The 24,950-nt window shown below is 72.2% G+C and carries 25 protein-coding genes; 16 read left to right on the forward strand and 9 right to left on the reverse strand.

Features of this window, described 5'->3' with window-relative positions:
• Positions 1-48: 48 nt before the first annotated feature.
• Positions 49-1,029 carry a methylmalonyl Co-A mutase-associated GTPase MeaB gene (gene meaB, locus IRQ30_RS19840; RefSeq protein ID WP_193614638.1) on the forward strand — a complete coding sequence of 327 codons (981 nt, stop codon included), beginning with the start codon at positions 49-51 and terminating at the stop codon, positions 1,027-1,029.
• Between the two features lie 15 nt (positions 1,030-1,044).
• Here the strand turns inward: meaB and IRQ30_RS19845 are convergent, their stop codons facing one another.
• Together IRQ30_RS19845 and IRQ30_RS19850 are read right to left on the reverse strand one after the other, a co-directional pair.
• The gene (locus IRQ30_RS19845; protein WP_338089798.1) at positions 1,045-1,452 is read right to left on the reverse strand and encodes a VOC family protein; all 408 of its coding nucleotides are present in this window, start codon (positions 1,450-1,452) and stop codon (positions 1,045-1,047) included.
• A 35-nt stretch (positions 1,453-1,487) separates the two neighbouring features.
• Positions 1,488-1,925: a helix-turn-helix domain-containing protein gene (locus IRQ30_RS19850; protein WP_193614639.1), complete on the reverse strand. Its 438-nt coding sequence runs from the start codon at positions 1,923-1,925 to the stop codon at positions 1,488-1,490.
• Positions 1,926-1,961: 36 nt separating this feature from the next.
• Between IRQ30_RS19850 and IRQ30_RS19855 the strand changes: the two genes are divergently transcribed.
• The 8 genes from IRQ30_RS19855 to IRQ30_RS19885 all read left to right on the forward strand — a co-directional run bounded on the left by IRQ30_RS19855 (position 1,962) and on the right by IRQ30_RS19885 (position 11,197).
• Entirely contained in the window at positions 1,962-3,152 is a 1,191-nt protein-coding gene (locus IRQ30_RS19855; protein ID WP_193614640.1) for an amidohydrolase, read from the forward strand.
• Between the two features lie 102 nt (positions 3,153-3,254).
• Entirely contained in the window at positions 3,255-4,304 is a 1,050-nt protein-coding gene (locus IRQ30_RS19860; RefSeq protein WP_193614641.1) for a BMP family lipoprotein, read from the forward strand.
• A gap of 143 nt (positions 4,305-4,447) precedes the next feature.
• Positions 4,448-5,998, forward strand: a complete 1,551-nt coding sequence (locus IRQ30_RS19865) for an ABC transporter ATP-binding protein (protein ID WP_338089799.1) — start codon at positions 4,448-4,450, stop codon at positions 5,996-5,998.
• Positions 5,995-7,107 (forward strand): ABC transporter permease, encoded by a 1,113-nt coding sequence (locus tag IRQ30_RS19870; protein ID WP_193614642.1) that lies wholly within the window; start codon positions 5,995-5,997, stop codon positions 7,105-7,107. The genes IRQ30_RS19865 and IRQ30_RS19870 overlap by 4 nt, the downstream gene beginning before the upstream one ends.
• Entirely contained in the window at positions 7,104-8,369 is a 1,266-nt protein-coding gene (locus IRQ30_RS23580; RefSeq protein ID WP_193610605.1) for an ABC transporter permease, read from the forward strand. The genes IRQ30_RS19870 and IRQ30_RS23580 overlap by 4 nt, the downstream gene beginning before the upstream one ends.
• Before the next feature lie 8 nt (positions 8,370-8,377).
• On the forward strand, positions 8,378-8,785 hold the full coding sequence (locus IRQ30_RS23585; RefSeq protein ID WP_338089800.1) for a cytidine deaminase: 408 nt from the start codon (positions 8,378-8,380) through the stop codon (positions 8,783-8,785).
• Positions 8,757-9,917: a cytochrome P450 gene (locus IRQ30_RS19880; protein WP_193614643.1), complete on the forward strand. Its 1,161-nt coding sequence runs from the start codon at positions 8,757-8,759 to the stop codon at positions 9,915-9,917. The genes IRQ30_RS23585 and IRQ30_RS19880 overlap by 29 nt, the downstream gene beginning before the upstream one ends.
• Positions 9,914-11,197, forward strand: coding sequence for a thymidine phosphorylase (locus IRQ30_RS19885; protein WP_193610607.1), 1,284 nt, complete (start codon positions 9,914-9,916; stop codon positions 11,195-11,197). The genes IRQ30_RS19880 and IRQ30_RS19885 overlap by 4 nt, the downstream gene beginning before the upstream one ends.
• Here IRQ30_RS19885 and IRQ30_RS19890 read toward each other — a convergent pair.
• Positions 11,190-11,642 carry a MaoC family dehydratase gene (locus IRQ30_RS19890; RefSeq protein ID WP_193614644.1) on the reverse strand — a complete coding sequence of 151 codons (453 nt, stop codon included), beginning with the start codon at positions 11,640-11,642 and terminating at the stop codon, positions 11,190-11,192. The two genes, IRQ30_RS19885 and IRQ30_RS19890, sit on opposite strands and share 8 nt — an antisense overlap.
• Before the next feature lie 52 nt (positions 11,643-11,694).
• Between IRQ30_RS19890 and IRQ30_RS19895 the strand changes: the two genes are divergently transcribed.
• Entirely contained in the window at positions 11,695-12,798 is a 1,104-nt protein-coding gene (locus IRQ30_RS19895) for an adenosine deaminase (protein ID WP_193614645.1), read from the forward strand.
• A gap of 22 nt (positions 12,799-12,820) precedes the next feature.
• Here IRQ30_RS19895 and IRQ30_RS19900 read toward each other — a convergent pair whose 3' ends face one another.
• The 3 genes from IRQ30_RS19900 to IRQ30_RS19910 are packed head-to-tail and all read right to left on the reverse strand — an operon-like array spanning position 12,821 to position 14,539.
• Complete coding sequence (locus tag IRQ30_RS19900; protein WP_193610610.1) at positions 12,821-13,648, reverse strand: WXG100 family type VII secretion target; 828 nt, start codon at positions 13,646-13,648, stop codon at positions 12,821-12,823.
• Positions 13,645-13,962: a hypothetical protein gene (locus IRQ30_RS19905; protein WP_193610611.1), complete on the reverse strand. Its 318-nt coding sequence runs from the start codon at positions 13,960-13,962 to the stop codon at positions 13,645-13,647. Before IRQ30_RS19905 ends, IRQ30_RS19900 begins: the two co-directional genes overlap by 4 nt.
• A 1-nt stretch (position 13,963) precedes the next feature.
• Positions 13,964-14,539 (reverse strand): hypothetical protein, encoded by a 576-nt coding sequence (locus IRQ30_RS19910; RefSeq protein WP_193614646.1) that lies wholly within the window; start codon positions 14,537-14,539, stop codon positions 13,964-13,966.
• Between the two features lie 142 nt (positions 14,540-14,681).
• Here IRQ30_RS19910 and IRQ30_RS19915 point away from each other — a divergent pair, with 142 nt between their 5' ends.
• A complete protein-coding gene (locus IRQ30_RS19915) occupies positions 14,682-15,257 on the forward strand; it encodes a hypothetical protein (RefSeq protein WP_193614647.1) in 576 nt (191 codons plus the stop codon).
• Positions 15,258-15,266: 9 nt separating this feature from the next.
• Here IRQ30_RS19915 and IRQ30_RS19920 read toward each other — a convergent pair whose 3' ends face one another.
• Both IRQ30_RS19920 and IRQ30_RS19925 read right to left on the reverse strand, forming a co-directional pair.
• Entirely contained in the window at positions 15,267-15,842 is a 576-nt protein-coding gene (locus IRQ30_RS19920; RefSeq protein ID WP_193614648.1) for a hypothetical protein, read from the reverse strand.
• On the reverse strand, positions 15,839-16,450 hold the full coding sequence (locus IRQ30_RS19925) for an ATP-binding protein (protein ID WP_193614649.1): 612 nt from the start codon (positions 16,448-16,450) through the stop codon (positions 15,839-15,841). Before IRQ30_RS19925 ends, IRQ30_RS19920 begins: the two co-directional genes overlap by 4 nt.
• A gap of 82 nt (positions 16,451-16,532) precedes the next feature.
• Between IRQ30_RS19925 and IRQ30_RS19930 the strand changes: the two genes are divergently transcribed.
• The 5 genes from IRQ30_RS19930 to IRQ30_RS19950 are packed head-to-tail and all read left to right on the forward strand — an operon-like array spanning position 16,533 to position 23,532.
• Positions 16,533-18,302 carry an ABC transporter ATP-binding protein gene (locus IRQ30_RS19930; RefSeq protein WP_193614650.1) on the forward strand — a complete coding sequence of 590 codons (1,770 nt, stop codon included), beginning with the start codon at positions 16,533-16,535 and terminating at the stop codon, positions 18,300-18,302.
• The gene (locus tag IRQ30_RS19935) at positions 18,299-20,122 is read left to right on the forward strand and encodes an ABC transporter ATP-binding protein (RefSeq protein WP_193614651.1); all 1,824 of its coding nucleotides are present in this window, start codon (positions 18,299-18,301) and stop codon (positions 20,120-20,122) included. The genes IRQ30_RS19930 and IRQ30_RS19935 overlap by 4 nt, the downstream gene beginning before the upstream one ends.
• A 17-nt stretch (positions 20,123-20,139) precedes the next feature.
• On the forward strand, positions 20,140-21,531 hold the full coding sequence (locus IRQ30_RS19940; RefSeq protein ID WP_193614652.1) for an amidase: 1,392 nt from the start codon (positions 20,140-20,142) through the stop codon (positions 21,529-21,531).
• A 10-nt stretch (positions 21,532-21,541) separates the two neighbouring features.
• Positions 21,542-22,441: an ABC transporter ATP-binding protein gene (locus tag IRQ30_RS19945; RefSeq protein ID WP_338089801.1), complete on the forward strand. Its 900-nt coding sequence runs from the start codon at positions 21,542-21,544 to the stop codon at positions 22,439-22,441.
• Positions 22,438-23,532 carry an ABC transporter permease gene (locus IRQ30_RS19950; protein WP_193614653.1) on the forward strand — a complete coding sequence of 365 codons (1,095 nt, stop codon included), beginning with the start codon at positions 22,438-22,440 and terminating at the stop codon, positions 23,530-23,532. Before IRQ30_RS19945 ends, IRQ30_RS19950 begins: the two co-directional genes overlap by 4 nt.
• Before the next feature lie 86 nt (positions 23,533-23,618).
• On the opposite strand, the gene IRQ30_RS19955 is transcribed toward IRQ30_RS19950, so the two are convergent.
• Positions 23,619-24,887, reverse strand: coding sequence for an HNH endonuclease signature motif containing protein (locus IRQ30_RS19955; RefSeq protein WP_193614654.1), 1,269 nt, complete (start codon positions 24,885-24,887; stop codon positions 23,619-23,621).
• Between the last annotated feature and the right edge of the window lie 63 nt (positions 24,888-24,950).

Consider the following 24,950-nt stretch of genomic DNA (forward strand, 5'->3'; position numbering starts at 1 on the left):
CCGCACGTGCGGCCGGGGCGCCTGCGCCGTCCTTGTAGCCTGCGACCCGTGCCTGCCGCCACCGTGCCCGAGCTCCTCGAGGGAGTCGCCGAGGGCCGTCGCGCGGCCGTGTCGCGGGCCATCACCCTGGTCGAGTCGACCACCTCGCGCCACCGCGAGCAGGCCCGCGAGCTGCTGTCCGCGCTGGCGCAGCCCGCGCGACCCGCGGTCCGGGTCGGGATCTCGGGGGTCCCCGGCGTCGGCAAGTCCACCTTCATCGAGGCGCTCGGCACGCGGCTGACGGCCGCGGGCCACCGCGTGGGCGTCCTCGCGGTCGACCCGAGCTCGGTGCGCACCGGGGGCTCGGTGCTGGGGGACAAGACCCGGATGGCGCGGCTCTCGGCCGACCCGGCCGCGTTCATCCGGCCCTCGCCGTCGGCCGGCACGCTCGGGGGAGTGGCCCGGGCGACCGTGCAGGCCATGGCGGTGCTGGAGGCGGCGGCGTACGACGTGGTGCTGGTGGAGACCGTCGGCGTCGGCCAGTCCGAGGTGACCGTGGCCGGCATGGTGGACACGTTCCTCTTCCTCACGCTGGCGCGCACCGGCGACCAGCTCCAGGGCATCAAGAAGGGGATCCTCGAGATCGCCGACGTGATCGCGGTCAACAAGGCCGACGGCGACCGGGAGCAGGAGGCCCGCGCGGCGGCCCGCGAGCTCGCCGGCGCCCTCAGGCTGGTCCGCGGCAAGGACGAGTGGGCGCCGCCCGTGGTCACCGTCTCCGCCCTCACCGACGTCGGCGTCGACGACCTGTGGGAGCGCGTCCTCGCCCACCGCGAGCACCTCGGCGACGACGGGCTGGCAGCCAAGCGCGCCCGCCAGCAGCTCGACTTCACGTGGGCCCTGGTGCGCGACGAGCTCGACCAGCGCCTGCGCCACTCGCCGGGCGTCCGCGCGATCCGCGAGGAGGTCAGTGCGGCCGTCCTGGCCGGGGAGGTGCCCGCCACGGTGGCGGCCGACCGGCTCCTGGCGGCGTACGACCGCGACGCGTAGGCCGTCAGCGCAGCGTCACTCGCGGAGGTCGCCGATCCGGATGTGGTTGCCGAAGGGGTCGCGGATCGCGAAGTCGGTGCCGTAGGGCTGCTCGGTGGGCTCCTGGGTGATGTCGACCCCCGCGTCGCGCAGCCGCTCGTAGGTGCCGACGACGTCGTCGGTGGTGAAGGCCAGCCAGCCACCACCGGCGCCCTTGGTCACCAGGTCCCGGACCTGCTGGGCCGTGGCCTCGTCGAGGGCCGGCGAGCCCGGGCGCTCCAGCAGGATCTCCTTGCGGTCTCCGGGGACCCGGACGCTCAGCCACCGCATCGCCCCGAAGTCCTGGTCGGCGCTGACCTCGAGCCCCAGGACGCCGACGTAGAAGTCGAGTGCCTGGGCCTGGTCGAGGACGAAGATCGAGGAGAGGTTGTTGCGAGTCAGCACGGGACGCTCCTGGGGGTGGTAGGGGTGACCCGAGCCTAGGAACCCGCGCCGTCGAGCGCTTCTCCGAAACTGCTCGATGTCACCGGTCGCTGCCAGCGCATGGCGAACGACGTCGGGCCGACCTGCTCGCGACCACGGCTGCGCTCGCGGAACGCGGAGGGAGAGCACCCCACGACGTCGCGGAACACCCGGCCGAAGGTGCCGATGCTGGACCAGCCGACGGCGTGGCAGATCTCGCTGACGGGGCGGTCGCCCGTGCGGAGCAGGAACATCGCGCGCTCGATCCGCCGGCGCTGGAGGTAGCGGTGCGGGGTCTCGCCGAAGACACGCCGGAACTCGCGGGCGAAGTGCGCCGGGGACATCACCGCGGTCTGCGCCAGTCGCGGCACGTCGAGCGGGGCGGCGTAGGTGCGGTCCACCAGGTCCCGGGCGCGGAGCAGCCGCCGGTTCGTGCTCTCGCTGGACTCGGACATCGCCCCCACTCTAGAGACGGGTAGATTCGTACTCCTATGTCACTCGAGCCCTCGACCCTGATCGCGACCGTCGTCGACAAGTACGACGCCGAGCTGGTCGAGATGCGCCGCGACCTGCACGCCCACCCCGAGCTGTCCTGGGCCGAGACCCGCACCACGGACATCGTCGCGGCGACGATCGAGGCGGCCGGCTGGCGCGTGACGCGGCTCGAGCGCACCGGGCTCGTCGCCGAGATCGGCCACGGCGAGCGCGTGGTCGGGCTGCGCGCCGACATGGACGCGCTCCCCGTCAAGGACGTCACCGGCGACCCGTGGGCGAGCACCGTCCCCGGGGTCGCCCACGCCTGCGGCCACGACGTGCACACGATCGCGCTGACCGGCGCCGCGCTCGCGCTCGCGGAGGTCGCCGACCGCGGCGCGCTCCCGGGCCGCGTGCGGCTGCTGTTCCAGCCCGCCGAGGAGGTCATGCCCGGCGGCGCCATCGACCTGATCGCCCAGGGCGCGATCTCGGGGGTGGAGCGGGTCTTCGCGCTGCACTGCGACCCCGGCGTCGACGTCGGGCAGGTGGGCCTGCGCACCGGGCCGCTGACCAGCGCCGCAGACCGGCTCGAGGTCCGCCTGCAGGGCACCGGCGGGCACACCTCGCGCCCTCACCTCACCGGCGACCTGACCTTCGCGCTGGCCAAGGTCACCACCGAGCTGCCGGCGGTGCTGAGCCGCCGGATGGACCCCCGGGCCGGCGTCAGCGTCGTCTGGGGCGTCGTGCAGGCCGGCTCGGCCCCCAACGTCATCCCCGACCACGGCATCGTGGGCGGCACCGTGCGGATCCTCGACGCCGTGGCCTGGAGCGAGTGCGAGACGATCATCCGCGAGGCCGTGATCGACATCGTCCGGCCCTACGGCGTGACGGCCACCCTCGACTACCAGCAGGGCGTGCCGCCCGTCGTCAACGAGGCCCGGTCCAACGAGATCATCGCCGCCGCCGTGCACGACGTGCTCGGCCCGGGAGCCCGCGTCGGCGTGCCCCAGAGCCTCGGCGGCGAGGACTTCGGCTGGTACCTCGACCGGGTCCCGGGCGCGATGATGCGCCTGGGCACGCGGACCCCGGGCGGGGCGACGTACGACCTGCACCAGGGCAACCTGCGCGTCGACGAGCGCGCGGTCGGGATCGGCGCCCGGCTGCTCGCCGGAACGGCGCTGCACGCCCTCGGCGTCGCAGGTAGGTAACAACTTCGTCACGCTGGCACCGGCGACGACTGGAGGGCCTAAGGTGCTGCTCTGGTTCCACGCCCGATCTTCCGGGCAATCACTGAACATCAAGGAGGCGTCTTGCGACGCAGCATGAAGCTCGCGGCAGTTCTGACCGCCGGCATCCTGACCCTCGCGGCTTGTGGCGGGGACAGCGACAGCGATGCAGATGACAACGGCGGAGGCGACGCCCCCAAGTCCGACGTGAAGGTCGGCATGGCCTACGACGTGGGTGGCCGAGGCGACCAGTCGTTCAACGACTCCGCTGCCGCCGGTCTCGACCAGGCCGTCGAGGAGTTCGGCATCGACTCCCAGGAGTCGGAGGCCGAGGACGGCGAGGCCGAGACGGCCCGCGAGGAGCGCCTGCGCACCTTCGCCGACGCCGGCTACAACCCCGTCATCGCGGTCGGCTTCGCCTACGCCGCGTCGGTCGGCAAGGTCGCCGCCGAGTACCCCGAGGTCAACTTCGCGATCATCGACGACGAGAGCCTGGCCGACGTCCCGAACGTCGCCAGCCTGGTCTTCAGCGAGGAGCAGGGCTCCTTCCTCGTCGGCGCGGCCGCCGCGCTCAAGAGCAAGTCCGGCACGGTCGGCTTCATCGGCGGCGTCGAGACCCCGCTGATCCAGAAGTTCGAGGCCGGCTACAAGGCCGGTGCCGAGGCGGCCAAGCCCGGCATCAAGGTCGAGTCGACCTACCTGACGCAGATCCCGGACTTCTCCGGCTTCGCCGACCCCGCCAAGGGCAAGACCGCCGCCCAGGGCATGTTCGACAACGGCGCGGACGTCGTCTACCACGCCGCCGGTGGCTCCGGTGGCGGTGTCTTCGAGGCCGCTGCCGAGGCGAAGGCGATGGCGATCGGCGTCGACTCCGACCAGTACAACACCGCCGACCCGTCGGTGCAGGACGTCATCATCACCTCGATGCTCAAGAACGTGAACGTCGCGGTGCACGAGTACCTCGCGGGCGTCGTCGACGGCGACGTGCCGGCCGGTGTGACCCGCTACGACCTCGAGGCCGACGGCGTGGGCTACTCCACCAGCGGTGGCCAGGTCGACGACATCGCCGAGCAGCTCGACGGCTACAAGCAGCAGATCATCGACGGCGAGATCGAGGTTCCGACCACTCCGTGATCGGTCCCCGGTCGACCTCATGTCGATGAGGTGACACCCTCGACGGGGCCGCAGGCGCCTAGTGCGCCTGCGGCCTCGTCATTTCACGTCCCGAGGCCACCCGGTAGCCTCTCCCGCAGTTCGACCCGAGGAGGTCACGCCGCGTGTCCAGCCCAGCTCCGTCCCTGGAAACACCCCCGAACGGCGACGCTCCTCCCGCGGTCCGCCTGAGGGGCATCGGCAAGCGGTTCCCCGGCGTCATCGCCAACGACGACATCAACGTCGACGTGCGGCGCGGCACCATCCACGCGATCGTCGGCGAGAACGGCGCGGGCAAGTCCACGCTGATGAAGATCCTCTACGGCGTGCAGGCCCCCGACTCCGGCACGATCGAGATCGGCGGCGAGCAGGTGAGCCTCGGCTCGCCGGCCGACGCGATCCGGCACGGCGTCGGCATGGTCTTCCAGCACTTCATGCTGGCCGACAACCTCACCGTCCTGGAGAACACCGTGCTCGGCGCCGAGCGCCTGCACGGCATCGGCGCCGGCGCGCGCGCCGAGATCCGGCGGATCTCCGAGCAGTACGGCCTCGACATCGACCCCGACCGGCTCGTCGAGGACCTCGGCGTCGGCGCCCGCCAGCGCGTCGAGATCCTCAAGGTCCTCTACCGCGGCGCCCAGATCGTCATCCTGGACGAGCCGACCGCCGTCCTCGTGCCGCACGAGGTCGACGAGCTCTTCGGAAACCTGCGCGAGCTCAAGGCCGAGGGCCTGTGCGTCATCTTCATCTCCCACAAGCTCGACGAGGTGCTCTCGGTCGCCGACGAGATCACCGTCATCCGCCGCGGCACCACGGTCGCGACCGTGGACCCGGAGGGCGTGACCGCCCGTGAGCTGGCCGAGCTGATGGTCGGCTCCGAGCTGCCCTCGCCCAGCACCGAGACGTCGACCGTCACCGACCAGGTCCTGCTCTCGGTCCAGCACCTCGGGCTGCCGGTCCCCAGCGGCCGGGCCCTGCTGGACGACATCACCTTCGACATCCACCGCGGTGAGGTGCTCGGCATCGCCGGCGTCGAGGGCAACGGCCAGGCCGAGCTCGTCGAGGCGATCATGGGCATGCGCCCCGGCGCCACCGGCACGATCTCCCTGGCCGGGCGCGACATCACCCACGAGTCCACCCGCGAGCGCCGCGAGGGCGGCGTGGGCTACATCCCCGAGGACCGGCACCGCCACGGCCTGCTGCTCGACTCGCCGCTCTGGGAGAACCGCGTCCTGGGTCACCAGGGTCGCCCGCCCAGCAGCCGACGGGGGCTCATCGACAAGCGCGCCGCCCGCGCCGACACCGAGCGCATCATCGCCGAGTACGACGTCCGCACGCCCGGCCCCGACGTGCTCGCGCGCGCCCTGTCCGGCGGCAACCAGCAGAAGCTGATCGTCGGGCGCGAGATGAGCAGCGAGCCGGTGCTCCTGATCGCCGCGCACCCGACGCGCGGCGTCGACGTCGGCGCCCAGGCGGCCATCTGGACCCACATCAAGAACGCCCGACGGGAAGGACTCGCGGTGCTGCTGATCTCCGCCGACCTCGACGAGCTGATCGGGCTCTCCGACCGCATCGAGGTGATCCTGCGCGGCCGCATGGTCGGCACCTTCGACCCCGCGTCGGTGACGCCGCAGCAGCTCGGCTCGGCCATGACCGGGGCGGGACCCGACGCATGACCAACGCCCGCGTCATCCGCTTCCTGCTCGGCCTCGCGGCTCCCGTCCTGGCCCTGGTCGCCGCCTTCGCGATCACCAGCCTGGTGCTGGTCGTCGCGGGCGACCCCGCCGGCGACGTCTGGAGCACGATCCTGTCGTGGCCCGAGGAGCGCAACCTCGCCAACATCATCAAGAACGCCACGGTGCTCTACCTCTCCGGCCTGGCCGTGGCCTTCGGCTTCCGGATGAACCTCTTCAACATCGGCGTCGACGGCCAGTACCGCGTGGCGGCGTTCACCGCCGCCGTGGTGGCCGGCGAGGCGTGGCTCCCGGGCTACCTCAACACCGCCTTCGCCATCGTCTGCGCCATGGCGGTCGGCGCGATGTGGGCCGGCATCGCCGGCGTGCTGCGCGCGACCCGCGGCGTGAGCGAGGTGATCTCCACGATCATGCTCAACGCGATCGCCACCGGGCTGGTCGCCTACCTGCTCCGCAAGGTCGCGGTCCGCGAGGCAGGCAGCAACGACATCGGCACCAAGCAGATCCCTGAGGGCAGCCGGATCCCGAACATCTCGATCGGGGAGGGCCCGACCTCGGAGATCTACGGCTTCATCGTGATCGCCGCGCTCGCCGGCCTCCTGTTCTGGTTCGTGCTCAACAAGACGCGCTTCGGCTTCGACCTGCGCGCCACGGGCCAGTCCACGACGGCCGCGGTCGCCAGCGGCATCAGCGTCAAGAAGATGACGATCGTCGCCATGCTGATCTCGGGCGGCGTCGCCGGCCTGGTCGGCCTGCCGATCCTCTTCGGCTCCGCCTACGCCTACGGCTCGACGTTCCAGTCCGGCCTGGGCTTCGCGGGCATCGCCATCGCGCTGCTGGGCCGCAACAACCCGATCGGCATCGCGATCGGCGCGCTGCTGTTCGCCTTCCTCGACGAGCAGTCCAACCCGCTGCAGATCCTGGTCGGCGTCTCGCCCGACATCGTCGCCATCACCCAGGGCGTGATCGTCCTGACCGTGGTCGTGTCCTACGAGCTCGTGCGCCGCTACGGCATCCGGCTCGAGCAGCGTGAGGTGGCGCGGGTCCTGGCCGACCAGCCCGCCACCCCCCAGAAGGAGGTCTCCGCATGAGCGTCCCCGCCACCGCGACCGGCGCGGTCGAGCCCGCGGTGACCAAGCCGCGCCGCAAGCTGCCGCGCTACTGGGTGCTGCTCGTCCTGCTCGGCGCCCTGCTGCTGCTCTCGCTGCTGCGCGTCATCACCGGCGCCAACGACCTCACGTCCTCGGGCACCATCGTCGCCACGCTGATCGCGATCGTCCCCATCATGCTCGCCGGCCTCGGGGGCCTGTGGTCCGAGCGGGCCGGCGTGGTCAACATCGGTCTCGAGGGGATGATGATCCTCGGCACGTGGGGAGCCGGCTACTTCGGCTACCACTACGGCGCCTGGGCCGGCGTCGCCGGCGCGATCCTCATGGGCATGCTCGGCGGTCTCGTGCACGCGGTGGCCACGGTCATCTTCGGCGTCGACCACATCATCTCCGGCGTCGCGATCAACATCATCGCGCTCGGCGCCGTGCAGTACCTCGCCTCGCTGACGTTCGTCGGGCTCAAGGGCGGAGGTCAGACGCAGTCGCCCAAGATCCCCGACGTCCAGACGATCACCATCGGGCCACTGAGCGATGCGTTGAAGGAGGTGGAGGACAAGCACGTCTTCTTCGTCTCCGACCTCGCGGCCGTGCTGCGCGCCCTGTGCACCAACCTGTCGCTGCTGGTGGTGCTGTCCTTCTTCCTGGTCTTCGTCACCTGGTACGTCCTGTGGCGCACCTCCTTCGGCCTGCGCCTGCGCTCGGTCGGCGAGAGCCCGGCCGCCGCGGAGTCGCTGGGCGTCAAGGTGCTGCGCTACAAGTTCTCGGCGGTGCTCGTCTCCGGCGCCCTGGCGGGTCTCGCCGGCGGGGTCCTGGCGATGGTCGCCTCCAGCAACTACCGCGACGGCCAGACCGGTGGGCGTGGCTACATCGGCCTCGCCGCGATGATCTTTGGCAACTGGCGGCCCAGCGGGCTGCTGGCCGGCTCCGGCCTGTTCGGCTACACCGAGACCCTCGGCCTGCGGCAGGGTGGCACCTCGGTGCACGCGCTGCTGCTCGCCCTCGCCGTGCTGGCGCTGTTCCTCGGCATCTGGCAGGTCCGCCAGGGCCTGGCCGTGAGCGGCGCGGTCATCGTCGGCGTCGGCGCCCTGGTCGGGGCGCTGTACTTCGCGATCGACACCGTGCCGGGCGACTTCACCGCCCTCACGCCGTACGTCATCACGCTGCTCGTGCTCGCGTTCGCCTCCCAACGGTTGCGGATGCCGGCAGCGGACGGCCAGATCTATCGCAAGGGGAGCGCGGGCTAGTGGCGTCGGTGGAAGGCTCCGAGCGCGACCCGGGCTTCGACTGGGAGGGCCTGCGGGCCCTGGCCGTCGAGGCGATGGGGCACGCCTACGCGCCGTACTCCGACTACCAGGTGGGGGCCGCGGCGCGCGTCGACGACGGCCGCACGGTCGTGGGGTGCAACGTCGAGAACGCCGCCTACGGCGTGGCGCTGTGCGCCGAGTGCGGTCTGGTCTCGCAGCTGCACCTCACCGGTGGCGGGAGGCTGACGCACTTCGTGTGCGTCAACCGCGACGGCGAGGTGATCATGCCGTGTGGCCGCTGCCGCCAGCTCCTGTGGGAGAACGGCGGCGCGTCGCTGCTGTGCTGGACGGTGTCCGGGATCAAGGGGATGGACGAGGTGCTGCCGGATGCGTTCGGTCCCGACGACCTCGCTTGACCTGAGCGCCCCCGAGGTCGTCGCCGACCCGTACCCGTTCTTCGCCGAGGAGCGGGCGCGCCACGGCGTCGCCTGGCACGAGGGCACCCAGCGCTACCTCACCTTCGCCCACGCGACGGTGGGCGCCGTGCAGCGCGACCGGCGCCTGGGCCGGCTGTGGCAGGACAAGGAGCCGCTCGACTACCTCGAGCCGTTCAACCTCCTGCACCGCAACCAGATGATGGAGAACGAGCCGCCCGACCACACCCGGCTGCGCCGGCCGGTCGCGTCGGCGTTCGCCCGCGGCCACGTCGAGCGGCTGCGTCCGCGCGTGCGCGAGCTGGCCGCCACGCTGCTCGCCGAGACCCACGACGGGCCCTTCGACGTCATCGGCCAGTACGCCGAGCCGCTGCCCGTCCTGGTGATCTGCGAGCTCCTCGGCGTCCCCGCGTCGCACGTCCACGAGCTGCGCGACTGGTCGCAGGCGATCGTGCGCATGTACGAGGCCAGCCCGTCCGACGAGGTCGTCGCCGCCGCCGTCGCGGCGGCGAGCGACTTCGCGGCGCTGGTGCGCGACCTGGTCGCCCACCGCCGGGAGCACCCGGCCGACGACCTGATCACCGACCTCGCCGCCACCGAGCTGACCGAGGACGAGGTCGTCGCGGCCGTCGTGCTGCTGCTCAACGCCGGCCACGAGGCCTCGGTCAACGTCTTCGGCAACGGACTGGTGGCGATGCTGGGCCGCGGCCTGCGCCCCGGCGCCGACGTGCCGGCGACGGTGGAGGAGATGCTGCGCTTCGACTCCGCCCTGCAGCTCTTCGAGCGCACCGCCACCGAGGACGTGCAGGTCGGCGACGTGGTCGTGGAGAAGGGCCAGCGGATCGCCGCCCTGCTCGGCGCGGCCAACCGCGACCCGGTCGTCTTCGAGCGCGCCGACGAGTTCGACGTCGACCGGGAGCGCAACCCGCACCTGGCGTTCGGCGTCGGCGTCCACTTCTGCCTCGGCGCCCCGCTGGCGCGCATGGAGCTCGCGGAGTCCGTCGCGGCGCTGTGGGAGACCCACCCCGACCTGCGCCTGGTGGGCGAACCGGAGAGCCGGGGCACCTTCGTCCTGCGGGGCTTCCATAGGGTGCAGGTCGGAGGTACGACATGAGCGAGCACGACGCGGTCGAGGTGATCCTCGCCAAGCGGGACCACGGTGAGCTGAGCGACAGCCAGATCGACTGGGTGATCGACGCCTACACGCGCGGGGCGGTGGCCGACGAGCAGATGTCCTCGCTGGCCATGGCGATCCTGCTCAACGGCATGGAGCGGCGCGAGATCGCCCGCTGGACCGCCGCGATGATCGCGTCGGGGGAGCGGATGGACTTCTCCTCGCTCTCGCGCCCGACCGCCGACAAGCACTCCACGGGCGGGGTGGGCGACAAGATCACCCTGCCGCTCGCGCCCCTGGTCGCGGCCTGCGGCGTCGCGGTGCCGCAGCTGTCGGGTCGCGGGCTGGGCCACACCGGCGGCACCCTCGACAAGCTGGAGTCGATCCCGGGCTGGCGCGCGGCCCTCTCCAACGAGGAGATGTTCGCCCAGCTCGAGTCGGTGGGCGCGGTCATCTGCGCCGCCGGCGACGGGCTGGCCCCCGCCGACAAGAAGCTCTACGCGCTGCGCGACGTCACCGGCACGGTCGAGGCGATCCCGCTGATCGCGTCCTCGATCATGAGCAAGAAGATCGCCGAGGGCACCGGTGCCCTCGTCCTGGACGTCAAGGTCGGCACCGGCGCCTTCATGAAGGACCTCGACAAGGCCCGGGAGCTGGCCGAGGTCATGGTGGGCCTCGGCACGGACGCCGGGGTGCGCACCGTCGCGTTGCTGACCGACATGAGCACCCCGCTCGGGCTCACCGCGGGCAACGCGATCGAGGTGGCCGAGTCGGTCGAGGTCCTGGCCGGCGGTGGCCCCGCCGACGTCGTCGAGCTGACCCTGGCCCTGGCCCGCGAGATGCTCGCCGGCGCCGGGCGCGACGACGTCGACCCGGCCGACCGGCTGGCCGACGGGTCCGCGATGGACGCCTGGAAGGCGATGATCCGCGCCCAGGACGGCGACCCCGACGCGGCCCTGCCCGTCGCCCGCGAGTCCCACGTCGTGACCGCGCCGTCGTCCGGGACGCTCACCCGCCTCGACGCGATGGCCGTCGGCCTGGCCGCGTGGCGGCTCGGCGCGGGCCGCGCGCGCAAGGAGGACCCGGTGCAGGCCGGGGCCGGCGTCGTGTGGCACGCCCGCCCGGGTGACGACGTCACCGCCGGCGAGCCGCTGTTCACGCTGCTCACCGACGAGCCCCAGCGCTTCGACCGCGCGCTCGCCTCGCTGGAGGGCGGCTACGACATCGGCGACGCGTCGACGTACGACGCGACGCCGCTGGTCATCGACCGGATCAGCTGAGCAGCAGCACGATCGACTCGGCCACGCAGGCCGGCTTGGCGACCCCGTCGATCGCGATGACGTGCTTCATCGTGAGCTGCTTGCCGGCCGGCAGGTCCGTCACCTCGCCCAGCGTGACCGTCAGGCTGACGCGCTGGCCGACCAGCACCGGGTGCGGGAAGCGCACCTTGTTCAGGCCGTAGTTGAGCTTGGGGCCGGGCGTGTCCAGCCCGAACACCTGGCTGCCCAGCCAGGGGATCAGCGAGAGCGTGAGGTAGCCGTGGGCCACGGTGCCACCGAACGGCCCGGCGGCGGCGCGCTCCACGTCGACGTGGATCCACTGGTGGTCGCCGGTCGCCTCCGCGAACCGGTCCACGCGCTCCTGGTCGATCGTCACCCACTCGCTCGTGCCGAGTTCCTCGCCGGCCGCGGCGGCGATCTCCTCGAGGGTGGTGAACACGCGCATGCTGGACCTCCTGCGGACCGGGTCGTACGACGGGTGGTGGTTGGATGACCGGATGAGCGTCACCGACCCGGAACCTACCGTCCCCACGCGCGATCAGGTCCGCCAGGCTCCGAAGGTCCTGCTGCACGACCACCTCGACGGCGGGCTGCGCCCGGCGACCGTCCTGGAGCTCGCGCGCGAGGTCCACCACGAGCTGCCCGCGGACGATCCCGAGAGCCTCGGGCGGTGGTTCGCCGAGGCGGCCGACTCGGGCTCGCTGGTGCGCTACCTGGAGACCTTCGACCACACGGTCGCCGTGATGCAGACCGGCCCCGCGCTGACGCGCGTGGCCCGGGAGTGCGTCGAGGACCTCGTCGAGGACGGTGTCGTCTACGCCGAGGTCCGCTACGCCCCCGAGCAGCACGTCGCCCAGGGCCTGACGCTGGACGAGGTCGTCGCCGCGGTGCAGGAGGGCTTCGACCAGGCGACCGAGGCAGCGGGCGGGCGGATCGTCGTGCGCCAGCTGCTGACGGCCATGCGCCACCGCGCGCGCTCCATGGAGATCGCCGAGCTGTCCGTCGCGTGGCGCGACCGGGGCGTCGCCGGCTTCGACATCGCGGGCGCGGAGGCCGGCTACCCGCCGACCCGCCATCTCGACGCCTTCGAGTACCTCCAGCGCGAGAGCTCGCACTTCACCATCCACGCGGGCGAGGCCTTCGGGCTGCCGTCGATCTGGCAGGCGATCCAGTGGTGCGGCGCCGACCGCCTGGGTCACGGCGTGCGGATCGTCGACGACATCACCGTCGCCGACGACGGCACCGTCACGCTGGGCCGGCTGGCGGCCTACGTCCGGGACATGCGCATCCCGCTGGAGATGTGCCCCGCCTCGAACGTGCAGACCGGGGCGGCCACGTCCATCGCGGAGCACCCGATCGGGCTGCTGACCGACCTGCGCTTCCGGGTCACCGTCAACACCGACAACCGGCTGATGAGCCAGACGTCGATGACCGCCGAGATGACCTCGCTGGTGGAGGCCTTCGGCTACACGCTCACCGACCTGCGGTGGTTCACCATCAACGCGATGAAGTCGGCCTTCCTCCCCTTCGACGAGCGGCTCGCGATCATCGACGAGGTCATCAAGCCCGGCTACGCCGCCCTGGCGGGCCGGTCGGCGTAGCCGGCGTGGGTGGGCGCGCGCCTCAGGCGTGCGTCCACTTGCCCTTGTCGTTCATCTCGTCGGTGTACCTGCTCGACAGCACCGGCCAGTCGTTGTTGGCGTCCAGGCCGTCGAGGCCGCCGTTGAGGTCGCGCCACATGCTGAGCTTGACCGTCGCGTTGCTGTCGAAGTAGGCGTCGAGCCGGTTCCACAGGTCCAGCGCCGAGGTCACGATCTTGCCGATGACCTTGATCGCCGGGCCGGCGTCGAAGGTGACCCACTGCCCGGCGTCGGTGCCGTCCTTGATCGCGTCGAGGATCGCGTTGACGACGTCCAGCAGGACGTCGACCATGATGCGCCAGACCTCGCGCAGCTCCTTGGCGCCCTCCGCGCAGGCGGTGGCGGCCTTCACCAGGCCCTGGTCGACGGCGTTGATGGCGTTGCGCTGGCGGGTGGAGGCGTCGCGGTAGGAGATGAAGGCGGCGCCCGACCAGGTCTTCGTGACCTCGGCCAGGAGGCTGTCGACGACCATCTTCTCGTCGCGCACGCGGCTCGCGGCCTGGAGGTAGGCGGCGTTCATGTCCATCAGGTAGAACGGGTTGCCGGTCATCTCCTCGACCTTGGCCCACATCTCCTCGCAGAACTTCGTGAACTCGTCCCAGAGGTGCTCGATCTCCTCCTCGATCTTGTCCTTCGCCATGTTGTAGGCGATCTTCAGCCCGGGCGAGATCCAGGCCCAGTTGCTCGAGCCGATGGTGTCGTTGAAGGTGTCGATGACCTTCTGGACGCCCTCCTCGATCTTGTCGCTGAGCTCCTGGATCTTGGTGTCGACGTCGTTGCTGTAGTCCTGGTAGTAGTCGTAGCTGGTCATGTCGGCGTCCCGTCGGGGTTGTGGAACTCGTCGGCGACCGAGACGTCCGTGGCGCCGAAGTCCTTGGCCGTGTGTCGCAGCGCCTCGGCCATGCAGTGCAGCTGGTAGACCCCGTTCGACATCGCCGAGATCATGCTGGTGATGAACTGGTTGTGCTCGCTGTCGATGCCGGCCCGCTGGGCGAACCAGCCGAACTGGTGACCCTGGCCGCTGCCGGTCCACAGCTCCAGCGACGCGGTGCTCACCTCGTCGCTCACGCCGTCCCAGCCGGCGGCGGCCTCCAACAGGTCTTCAATGCTCGCCTGCAGTGTCATGTCAGGACTCCGATCCGAAGTGCAGCGCCTGCTCGAGGGCGCGTTCGAGGTGCTCGGGGCGGGCGGCGGACAGCCACTCGCCGTCCACCTCCAGGCGCATCAGGCGGCCGTCCGCGCCGCGCAGGGCGGTGACGTAGCCGTTCTCCGCGGTGACGGGAGCCGGGGGAGGCGCCGTCGTGGGAGCGGCGCCGCGCGCCGCGCGCCGGGCGGTGATCGCCTCCCGGCTGAGGTCGGGCCGGGGCGGGGCGACGGCCCGGGCACGTCCGGCCATGAGGTCGTCGGCGCGGGCGAGGTAGTCGTCGGCGAGGCCCTGCTTCTCCAGCGAGGCGAGGGCGCGGTTGCCGTCGGCGGTGGCGAAGGCCTCCTTGACGGCGGTCACGAGGTCGTCGGGACGGCGTACGGCGGTCAGGTCGGCGACCGTGACCTTGACGACCCGGCGTGCGGCGTCCAGCACGATCGTCACGCGGTCGTGGCGGTCGGAGCCCGTCGCCGGAGGGACGTCGTCGAACAGGCCCGGCTTCTCCGAGGCGGCCAGGCGCTGCAGCAGCGCCGTGCCGGCAGGATCGAGAGTGGTCATCAGTGGTTCTCCTTCGAGCTGTTGAGTGAGTTCTGCCACCCCGGCCGCCCGTCCAAACCCCACGGCGCGAACCTCCGGCGCGCGGGCGCCTGCGCCACCGCGGCACGTTTTCCGGTGCCGCCCGCGGGGAAGACTGGCGCGCATGCGTGCCACCAGCCTCGCCGCCCTCCTGCTCGTCCTCTCGCCGCTCCTGGCGGCCTGCGGGGAGGACGAGGAGGCTCCGGAGCCGGTCGAGGCGAAGTCGCTTCCGGACAACCTCTGCGCCGCCGTGCCGGCTGAGGTCGTCGAGCGTTGGGCGCTCGTCGAGGACGCCCACGACACCACCGATTCCGACGACGAGAACGAGGCCACGTGCACGATGAGCGGCACCGCCCAGGGCGCTCCGGTGACGCTCGAGCTCTCGTTGTCCTCGCTCGCGGCGGACAGCTTCGACGCGGTGACCGCGCGGATGGAGGAGGCGCTGCAGAGGCGCTGCGAGGCGCTCGGGTCCTCCGGGACCGGTGAGGTGGCCGAGCGGGACGGCCGTTGCACGCTCGAGAGCCCTGCCGAGCCGGAGGCGGAGCGCGGTGCGGTCACGGAGTACTCGCTCGCCAAGGCGTCCAACGGCATCTCGTCGGTGACGATGGTCCATCACGGCCCGCTGTTCCGCTTGGTCGCGGCCGAGGTCGTGGGCATCGGCGGCACCATCTCCCAGACCGACCCCGCCGAGCTGGGCTGAGGGCTCGCCTCAGGCTCGCGCCGGCACCACGACGAGCCAGAGCCGGTGCCACCCGGCGAGGGCGAGGCGGTGCCCCGCGGCAGCGTCGCGGTGCACGTCGACCACGCGCCCGGACGCCGGCTCGTAGACCCGCAGCTGCGGCACGGCCGGTCCGCTCGGCGACGCCGGCAGCGCCAGGACGACGTGGCGGGGACTCCAGCGGTTGCCGACGTAGAGCGCCGCCGGCCGCCCGGACCCGACCGCCGTACGCACCCGGTCGAAGGCGGGCCCGGGCCGCAGCACGGCGACGGAGGCGGCGTAGCGGGTGGCCGGCGTGCCGGGGGAGGCGAGGGCCGACAGCTCGCGGGCCACGGCCCACGGAGGGGTGCCCAGTGCCCGCGGCCAGGGGACCTGCAGGCCGCGGCCGAGGACGGCAGTGACGCGGCGGTGCGTGGCGAGCGCGTCGCGGGCGAACACCTCGGGGGTCACCCCGGCGGCGTACCCGGGATCGGCGAGCATCCGAGCCGCGACCAGGACGCTGGCGCCGCACGAGCGCGCGTCGGGCTGGCGAAGGCCGCCGCCGAGGAGGGCGGCGGGGTCGCTCATCGCGGCGTCGAGCGCGCGCGCAGCGCCCGCAGCGCGGTCCAGGCCTGGTCCGGGGAGACCGGGGCGCAGCCCAGGTCGACCGCGCGCTGGACCACGCGGCGCTGGTCGCGCAGCAGCGCGAGGCCGCGGCGGACCAGCACCAGCGGCGGCTTGCGGTGCTCGCGCAGGTCGCGGGTGAGCCGGCGCCAGAACGTCACGGCCGCGTGCTGGCGCACGCAGTAGGCCGCGGCCAGGTGACCGTCCTCCCGGCAGCGCGGCACGATCTCCTGGGCGAAGATCCCCTCGGCCACGAAGAGCGGCTCCGGGCCGAGCTCGAGCGTCTGCCACCCGCAGCGTCCGTCCTGGGCGATCTCGTAGATCGGCACCTCGGCGCGCCCGGTCTCGCAGAGCGCCTCGATGGCGGCCACGGCGTCGTCGGGCAGCCAGGAGTCGGGGTGGTCCCAGTCGACCAGGCCGGCGTTGGCGCCCGTCTCGATCAGCGGCAGGGTCGGGTCGCCGGCGCTCTTGTAGAAGTCGTCGAGGCGCAGGACCGGCAGCCCGAGGCGCTCGGCGAGCCGCGACTTGCCGGCCCCGGAGGGACCGGCGAGGACGACCACCTGCGCGCGCATCGGACCAGTCTGCCGCACCCGCGCCCCGACGCCCGCAACCGGTTGGCGACCTGTCGGTGGGCCGACATACGCTGAACGTCATATGACCGCGACCCCTGACACCGAGCCTCCCGCAGGGGTCCACTCCCTGTGGCGGCTCCGGGGCTACCTCCGCCCCCACCGCCTCGCCCTCGCCGTCATGCTCGGCACCGCCCTGGGCGGCGTCGCGGTCTCGATCGCGATCCCGCTGGTGACCAAGTCGCTCATCGACGGCCCCATCACCGACGGCGAGCTGGGCCCGGTGCTGCCCCTCGGCCTGCTCGTCCTCGCGCTCGGCGTGCTGGAGGCGGCGCTGGTCTTCTGGCGCCGGTGGGTGCAGTCCAACGCGGTCCTGGGCATGGAGACCGCGATGCGGCGCGACCTCTACGCCCGGCTCCAGGTGCTGCCGATGAGCTTCCACAGCCAGTGGCAGTCCGGTCAGCTGCTCTCGCGCGCCACGACCGACATGTCGGCGATCCGCCGGTTCAGCGGCTTCGGGCTGCTCTTCCTCGTCATCAACATCGTCCAGGTCACGGCCGTGACGCTGGTGCTGCTCCACCTCTACTGGCCGCTGGGCCTGGTCGTGGCGGCCACGGCCGCACCCATCGTCTGGCTCTCGATGCGGTTCGAGAAGCGCTACGTCGTCGTGTCCCGCCGGGTCCAGGACGAGCAGGGCGACCTCGCCACCCGGGCCGAGGAGGGCGCCGTCGGGATCCGGGTCATCAAGTCCTTCGGCCGCACCGAGCACGTCTCCCGCCAGTACGAGGCGGCCGCCCGCTCGCTGCACGCCACGAGCATGGACAAGGTCCGGCTGTCCGCGCGCTTCTGGACCTTTCTCGAGGTCATCCCCAACCTCGCCGTCGTCGTCGTCCTGCTGCTGGGCGCCATCGGCGTCGGCACGGGCAAGCTGAGCTACGGCGAGCTGGTCGCCTTCATCACGCTGATGCTCTCCCTGGTGTGGCCGGTGGCCTCGCTCGGCGTGATCCTCGCGATGGCGCAGGAGGCGATGACCTCGGCGGCCCGCATCCTGGAGATCTACGACACCGAGCCCGACATCGTCGGCGGTGACCAGGTGATCGAGCAGCCGCGGGGACACCTGCGCTTCGAGCACGTCGACTTCGCGTTCCCCGACGCGCCCGACGAGCCGGTCCTGCGCGACGTCAACCTCGACCTGGCGCCGGGGGAGACGCTCGCGCTCGTCGGGGCCACAGGGACCGGCAAGACGATCCTCACCGCGCTGGTGCCGCGGCTCTACGACGTGACCGGCGGACGCATCACCATCGACGGCGTCGACGTGCGCGACCTCGACCTGGACCACCTCCGCACGCTGGTGGCGACGGCGTTCGAGGAGCCCACGCTCTTCTCGATGAGCGCCCGCGAGAACCTCACCCTCGGTCGCGCCGACGCCAGCGACGCCGACATCGACGAGGCGCTCGACATCGCGCAGGCCGGCTTCGCGCGCGACCTGCCGTGGGGCCTCGACACCCGCATCGGCGAGCAGGGCATGGCGCTGTCGGGGGGCCAGCGGCAGCGGCTCGCCCTGGCCCGCGCCGTGCTGGCGCGCCCGCGCGTCCTGGTCCTCGACGACACCCTGTCGGCCCTCGACGTGCACACCGAGAAGCTCGTGGAGGAGGCGCTGCGCCGGGTGCTCTCGGAGACGACCGGGCTCGTCGTCGCCCACCGCGCGTCCACCGTGCTGCTCGCCGACCGGGTCGCGCTGATCCAGGACGGCACCATCAGCCACGTCGGCGACCACCGCGAGCTGCTGGCCACCGTGCCGGCCTACCGCGAGCTCCTCGCCGCCGACTCCGAGCACGAGGCGGCCCGTCCATGAGCACCACGACCACCTGGCGCGGCGTCGCCGACAGCGACGCCGAGGAGGCCGCCGAGCGCGACGCACCCCGCTTCACCGGCGGCTCCGGGCAGCTCCTGCGCGAGCTGCTGCGGCCCTACAAGGGCGCCATCCGGCTGCTGCTGCTGATCGTCCTCGTCGAGAACGCCGCCCGGCTGTCGATCCCCTACCTCGTCAAGGAGGGCATCGACACCGGCATCCCGCCGATCACCGACTACGGCGACAAGGGTCCGCTGCTCACCATCGTCGGCATCGTGCTGATCGCCACGCTCACGCAGGCGGTGGCGCGCAACATCTTCCTGGTGCGCTCGGGACGCATCGGCCAGGACATGCTGTTCCAGGTCCGGCGGCGGGTGTTCCGCCACTTCCAGGTGCTGAGCCCGGCCTTCCACGACAGCTACACCTCGGGGCGCGTCATCTCGCGCCAGACCTCCGACGTCGACGCGATCTACGAGATGCTCGAGACCGGCTTCGACGGCCTGGTCACCGCTGCGCTCACCCTCGTCGGCACGGCCGCGCTGCTGCTCTTCCTCGACGTCAAGCTCGGGCTCGTGGCCCTGCTCTGCGGCCCGTTCCTCTTCTGGCTGACCAACTGGTTCCGCGTCTCCTCGGCCGCCACCTACAAGCTGACCCGCGAGAAGGTCGCGCTGGTCATCGTCCACTTCGTGGAGTCGATGGGCGGCATCCGCGCGGTCCAGGCCTTCCGCCGCGGCCCCCGCAACCAGGAGATCTTCGACGACGTCAACGACCAGTACCGCGCCGCCAACCTGGTGGCGTTCCGGCTCGTCGCGTGGTTCATGCCCGGCATCCGCCTGATCGGCAACATCACCATCGCGGTGGTGCTCCTCTACGGCGGCTACCTCGCCTACCACGGTGAGGTCACCGTCGGCGTCCTGGCGGCGTTCCTGCTCTACCTGCGCCAGTTCTTCGAGCCGATGATGGAGATCTCGCAGTTCTACAACACCTTCCAGTCGGCCTCGGCCGCGCTGGACAAGCTGGCGGGCGTGCTGCGCGAGGAGCCGAGCGTGCCCGAGCCGGAGCACCCGACGACGCTGACCGACGCGCAGGGCGAGCTCCGCTTCGACGACGTCCGCTTCTCCTACGTCGACGACCGCCCGGTGCTGCCGGGCCTCGACCTCACGGTGCCGGCGGGGCAGACCATCGCCCTGGTCGGCACGACCGGCGCGGGCAAGACCACGCTGGCCAAGCTCGCCACCCGCTTCTACGATCCCGACGAGGGCCGGATCCTGCTCGACGGCGTCGACCTGCGTGACCTGACCTCCGACAACCTGCGTGAGGCCGTCGTCATGGTCACCCAGGAGAACTACCTGTTCTCGGGCACCATCGCCGACAACATCCGGTTCGGCCGCCCCGAGGCCACCCAGGAGGAGGTCGAGCGGGCCACCCGCGCGCTCGGCGCGCACGACTTCATCGAGGCGCTGCCCGAGGGCTACGACACCCACGTCGCCAACCGCGGTGGGCGGCTCAGCGCCGGCCAGCGCCAGCTGGTCGCGTTCGCGCGGGCGTTCCTCGCCGACCCGGCGGTGCTGATCCTCGACGAGGCGACCTCCTCGCTCGACGTGCCGTCGGAGCGCCTGGTCCAGCACGCCCTGCGCACCGTGCTCGCCGGCCGGACGGCGCTGATCATCGCCCACCGGTTGTCGACGGTCGAGATCGCCGACCGGGTCATCGTGATGGAGCACGGCCGCGTCGTGGAGGACGGGTCGCCGGAGTCGCTGGTCGCGAGCGGCGAGGGCCGCTTCTCCGACCTCAACGACGCCTGGCTCGAGTCCCTCGCCTGACCTCTAGGCTCGGCCCCGTGACCGACCTCCGCCTCGCCGGCGCCGCCGAGACCGCCCGCCTCGTCACCTCCGGTGACCTCACCGCCCGGCAGGTGGCCGACGCCGCGCTCGCCCGGATCGCCGCGACCGACCCGGGGCTCAACGCCTTCTCGGTCGTGCTCGGCGACGCCGCGCGCGCCGAGGCCGACGCCCGCGACGAGCAGCCGGACGAGCGCGGCCCGCTGCACGGCGTACCGGTCGCGATCAAGGAGGAGCTGGACGTCGCCGGCTGCGTCACGACGTTCGGGGGAGAGGCCAACACGACCCCCTCCGCCGAGGACGGCGAGGTCGTCCGCCGGCTGCGCGCGGCGGGCGCGGTCGTCGTGGGCAAGACGACGATGCCCGAGTTCGGGGCCTGGCCCTACACCGAGTCCACGTCGCGTGGGATCACCCGCAACCCGTGGGACCGCACGCGCACGCCGGGCGGCAGCAGCGGCGGCACGGCCGCGGCGGTGGCCTCCGGCATGGTGCCGGTCGGGATCGGCGGTGACGGCGGAGGCTCGATCCGCATCCCGTCAGCGATGTGCGGGCTCTTCGGGCTCAAGCCGCAGCGGGGTCGGGTGACCACGTCGCCGCACGCCCACCTGTGGTGGGCGCTCGGCACCGTCGGCCCGCTCAGCCGCACCGTGCTCGACAGCGCGCTCGTCTACGACGTGATCCGCGGGAGCGCGCCCGGCGACCGGTTCCGCGCGGGGGAGACCGGGTCGTTCGTCGAGGCCGCCGGCCGCGAGCCGGGGCGGCTGCGGATCGGTTGGTCCACGGCACCCGTGAGCGTGGGGGTGCGGCCCGACCCGATCCACGTGCGGGCCGTGGAGGAGACCGCGCGGCTGCTGGCCGAGCTGGGTCACGACGTACGCCGGGTGGACCCGCACTACCCCGACCCGACGGCGGCGTTCGTGCCGCAGTTCTTCGCGGGCCTGCGTGCGGAGGCCGACGAGGTCGAGCACTACGACCGGCTCGAGCGACGCACCCGCGAGACCCACCGGCTCGGCTCCTGGGTGTCGCCGCGGGTGACGGAGTGGGCGATCGGCGCCTCCGAGAAGGTCTCGGCCACGGCCAACCGGATCTTCCAGGAGGTCGACGTGCTGCTCACCCCGACCACCGCGCACCGCCCGCCGCGCGTCGGCGTCCTCGACGGACGCGGCACGGTCGGCTCGGCCCTGAAGGCGATGCCCGCCATCGCCTACGTCGCCCTCTGGAACGTCGCCGGCAACCCCGCGGCGTCCGTGCCGTGCGGCCTGGCCGAGGACGGCCTCCCGGTCGGCGTCCAGCTCGTCGGTCGCACCGACGACGAGGTCACGCTGCTGAGCCTCTCGGCGCAGCTCGAGGGCGTGCGTCCGTGGGACCTGGTGGCGCCCGCCGCTGGGTAGGGTCCTCCTCGTGCCCGCCATCGTGATCGACGACCTCGCGAAGAGCTACGGCGATCTCAGCGCGGTCGACGGCGTCAGCCTGGAGGTGGCGGAGGGGGAGTTCCTCGGCGTCCTCGGCCCCAACGGCGCCGGCAAGACGACCCTGCTCGAGATGGTCGAGGGGCTGCGACGTCCGGACCGCGGCACCGCCACGGTGCTCGGCCTTCCTGTCTGGCCCCGCAACGCCGAGCTGCTGCCGCGGATCGGCGTGCAGCTCCAGGCGTCGTCGTTCTTCGAGCGGCTGACCGCCCGTGAGCAGATCCGCACCTTCGCCTCGCTGTACTCCGTGCCCCACGCCGCCGCCGACGAGTGGCTCGAGCGGGTGGGGCTGGTCGACAAGGCCGACACCCGGGTCGAGGACCTCTCCGGAGGTCAGGGGCAGCGACTGTCGATCGCGTGCGCGCTCGTGCACGACCCCGACGTCGTCTTCCTCGACGAGCCGACCGCGGCGCTGGACCCGCAGGCGCGGCGCAACCTCTGGGACCTGCTGTCCGGGCTCAACGACTCCGGACGCACCGTCGTCCTCACGACCCACTACATGGACGAGGCCGAGGTGCTCTGCGACCGCGTCGCCATCATGGACGGAGGTCGGGTGCTCCGGGTCGACTCGCCGGCGGCGCTGGTGCGCACGCTCGACGCGCCCGCCCGCATCACCGTCGCCCCGGGTGCCGTCGGGGTGGAGGAGGCCCAGGGCATCGCGGGGGTCGACGACGCGCACGAGTCGGTCGACGGCGTCGTGCTCAGCACCCGGACGCCGGGCCGGGTGCTGGCGGTGCTCGCGGAGCGCGAGCGGCTGGACGGCGTACGCGTGCAGGCGGGCACCCTCGAGGACGTCTTCCTCGACCTCACCGGACGGGCCTACCGCGCATGAGCACTCGTGGACCGGGGCGCTCCGCCTTCGTCGCGCTGTCGGCCGCCATCTTCAAGGGCTTCCTGCGCGACCGGGGCGCGGTGTTCTTCTCGCTGGTCTTCCCGCTGATGTTCCTGGTGCTCTTCGGCGGCATCTTCACCGACCAGGACCAGCCCAAGGTCGAGGTGATCCAGGTCGGCGAGGTCGCGCTGGTCGACGACCTCCCGGAGGGTGCCGACGAGGCGTTCTCCGACACCTTCGACGTGACCACCTCCGACGACCTCGACGACGCCCTCGAGCAGGTGCGCAAGGGCGACGCCGACGTCGCCCTCGAGCAGCGCGGCGACGAGCTCGTCGCCCACTACACCCAGACCGAGCAGGTCAAGGCCGCCATCACGCAGGGCACGCTGCGCGCGTTCGTCGACGCCACCAACGTCGCCGAGCTCGCCGCGCAGACCGGCGCCGAGCCGACGTACACGTTCGAGGCCGTGGCCGTCGAGGACGACTCGCTCACCGCCATCCAGTTCGTCACGCCGGGGCTGCTCGGGTGGGCGGTCGCGATGAGCGCCAGCTTCGGTGCGGCCGCCACCCTGCAGGGCTGGCGCCAGTCGAAGCTGCTGCGACGCCTGCAGCTGTCGCCGGTGCGCACCGGCACGCTGGTCGCGGCCCGCATCGCGGTCACGGTCATCGTGGCGCTGACGCAGATGGCGATCTTCCTGGGACTGGGCTCCGCGGCCTTCGGCCTCAGCCTCACGGGCGCGTGGTGGATGGCCGTGCCCGTCGTCGTCGTGGGCACCCTGTGCTTCATGTCGATCGGCCTGCTCGCCGGCGCGATCGCCAAGACGACCGAGGGTGCGGTCAACATGGCCAACTTCTTCGTGCTCCCCATGGCCTTCCTCAGCGGCTCCTTCTTCCCCCTGGACTCCGCCCCTGCCTGGCTGCGCGCGGTGAGCAGCGTGCTGCCGCTCCGGCACCTCAACGACGGCATGCTCGACGTGATGGTCCGCGGGGAGAGCTGGACCGCGGCCCTCCTCCCGATCGCGATCCTCGGCGGCTTCGCCGTCGTCGTCACCTTCGTCGCGGCGCGCCTCTTCCGCTGGGAGACCACCTGACCTCTCGCCGGTCGCCGGTCGCCAGCGTCCTGTCGTCGGACGTGCCGATGTCCCCGCCGGGGTGATGGTGGCGGGGTGTGGGGCGGTCAGGGTCGTCGTTCGGGCTCGAGTGGGGTGGTGCCGGTGTGGTCGCGGCGGTAGGCGTGCCCGAAGGGCGAGTGCCACAGGTAGGTGCCGCGGTCCAGCACGTCGTAGGTCCATCTGCCGTGGGTCTTGAGGCGGTGGTGCCCACGGCACAGTGGTGCGGTGTTGCACGAGCAGGTCGGCCCGCCCTCGGCGTGGGGGATAGCGTGGTCGATGTCGCACCTGGCCGCACGGCGTGTGCACCACGGGAACACACAGGTGTGGTCGACGAGATCGCCCTGCTCGCGCAGCCGGTCGGGGACCTCGTAGGCCGCGACGTGGACGTGGTCGGCCAGGTCGCGCACGGGCTTGACGATGACGCGGGTGCCATGGTTGCCGCACCAGGTCCGGATCGTCTCGGCCAGCACCGGGCTCCGGGTGTTCCCGAGTCGTCCGACCCCGTCGAGGTCCTCGTGCACGTGGACCACCACCTCGGTGCCCCCGGTGGTTGAGGTGCGAGCGGAGCGAGCCTCGAAACCACCCTCCGCAGCATCCCCGTCGTCCTCGAAGGGCAGCGAGTCATACCCGCGCGCGAGGTCCCCCGCCGCGATGGAGCGCCGTACGTCGAGGGACTCCTCGGAGCCGGCGGCCTTGATCTCAGCGGCGCGCCGGGAGAGTGCGGTGTCGAAGTCGAGGGCGTCGACGTAGTCCAGGGTCCCGGTGACCTCGACGGTCCCGTTGATGGAGACCTGACCCTTGTGGACCTCGAGCCGCCGCCCGTCGGCGGCGAGCCGGCGGGCCTTCTCCGCGGCCTCGGGGTCGAACCGGGCCTGGGCAGCGGTGATCTGTCGCTCGATCTCGGCGTAGGACACCGAGTGCGCACAGAAACCCACCGCCTGATCGACGTAGGCCGCAGCCTGCGGAGACAGGCTCATGGTGTGCTCGGCGATCCAGCGCGCCTTGTAGAACGGCAGCTCCATCGCCTCGACCTTTGCCCAGATGCGCGGGAGGCGGTAGCGGGTCTCGAGGGTCGCGCCGACGTAGCGCTTCGCGGCGTCGGTCGACATGCCCAGCACCGCCCCGAGCTCCATGACCGCGAACTCGGACACCCAGGGTGCGCCGTCCCCGGCGAGGGGGATGCCGTGGTCGCCGAAGGAGGCCTCGCCCTCGTCGGTGGTGGCGTGCAGGGTGCACCAGTCGATGACCGCGCCCAGGCGCTCCACCTCGGCCGCGGTGGCGGTCCGGGTGGTGGTGCGCATGACCTCGAGGAGGTCGGCGGCGGAGCTGGTCATGGGTCTACTCAAGCACTCGCCACCGACAGTGAAGGGCCTCAGAAGGCCTTGTCCACAAGGGCT

The organism is Nocardioides lijunqiniae (assembly GCF_015024225.1).
Classification (GTDB): domain Bacteria; phylum Actinomycetota; class Actinomycetes; order Propionibacteriales; family Nocardioidaceae; genus Nocardioides; species Nocardioides lijunqiniae.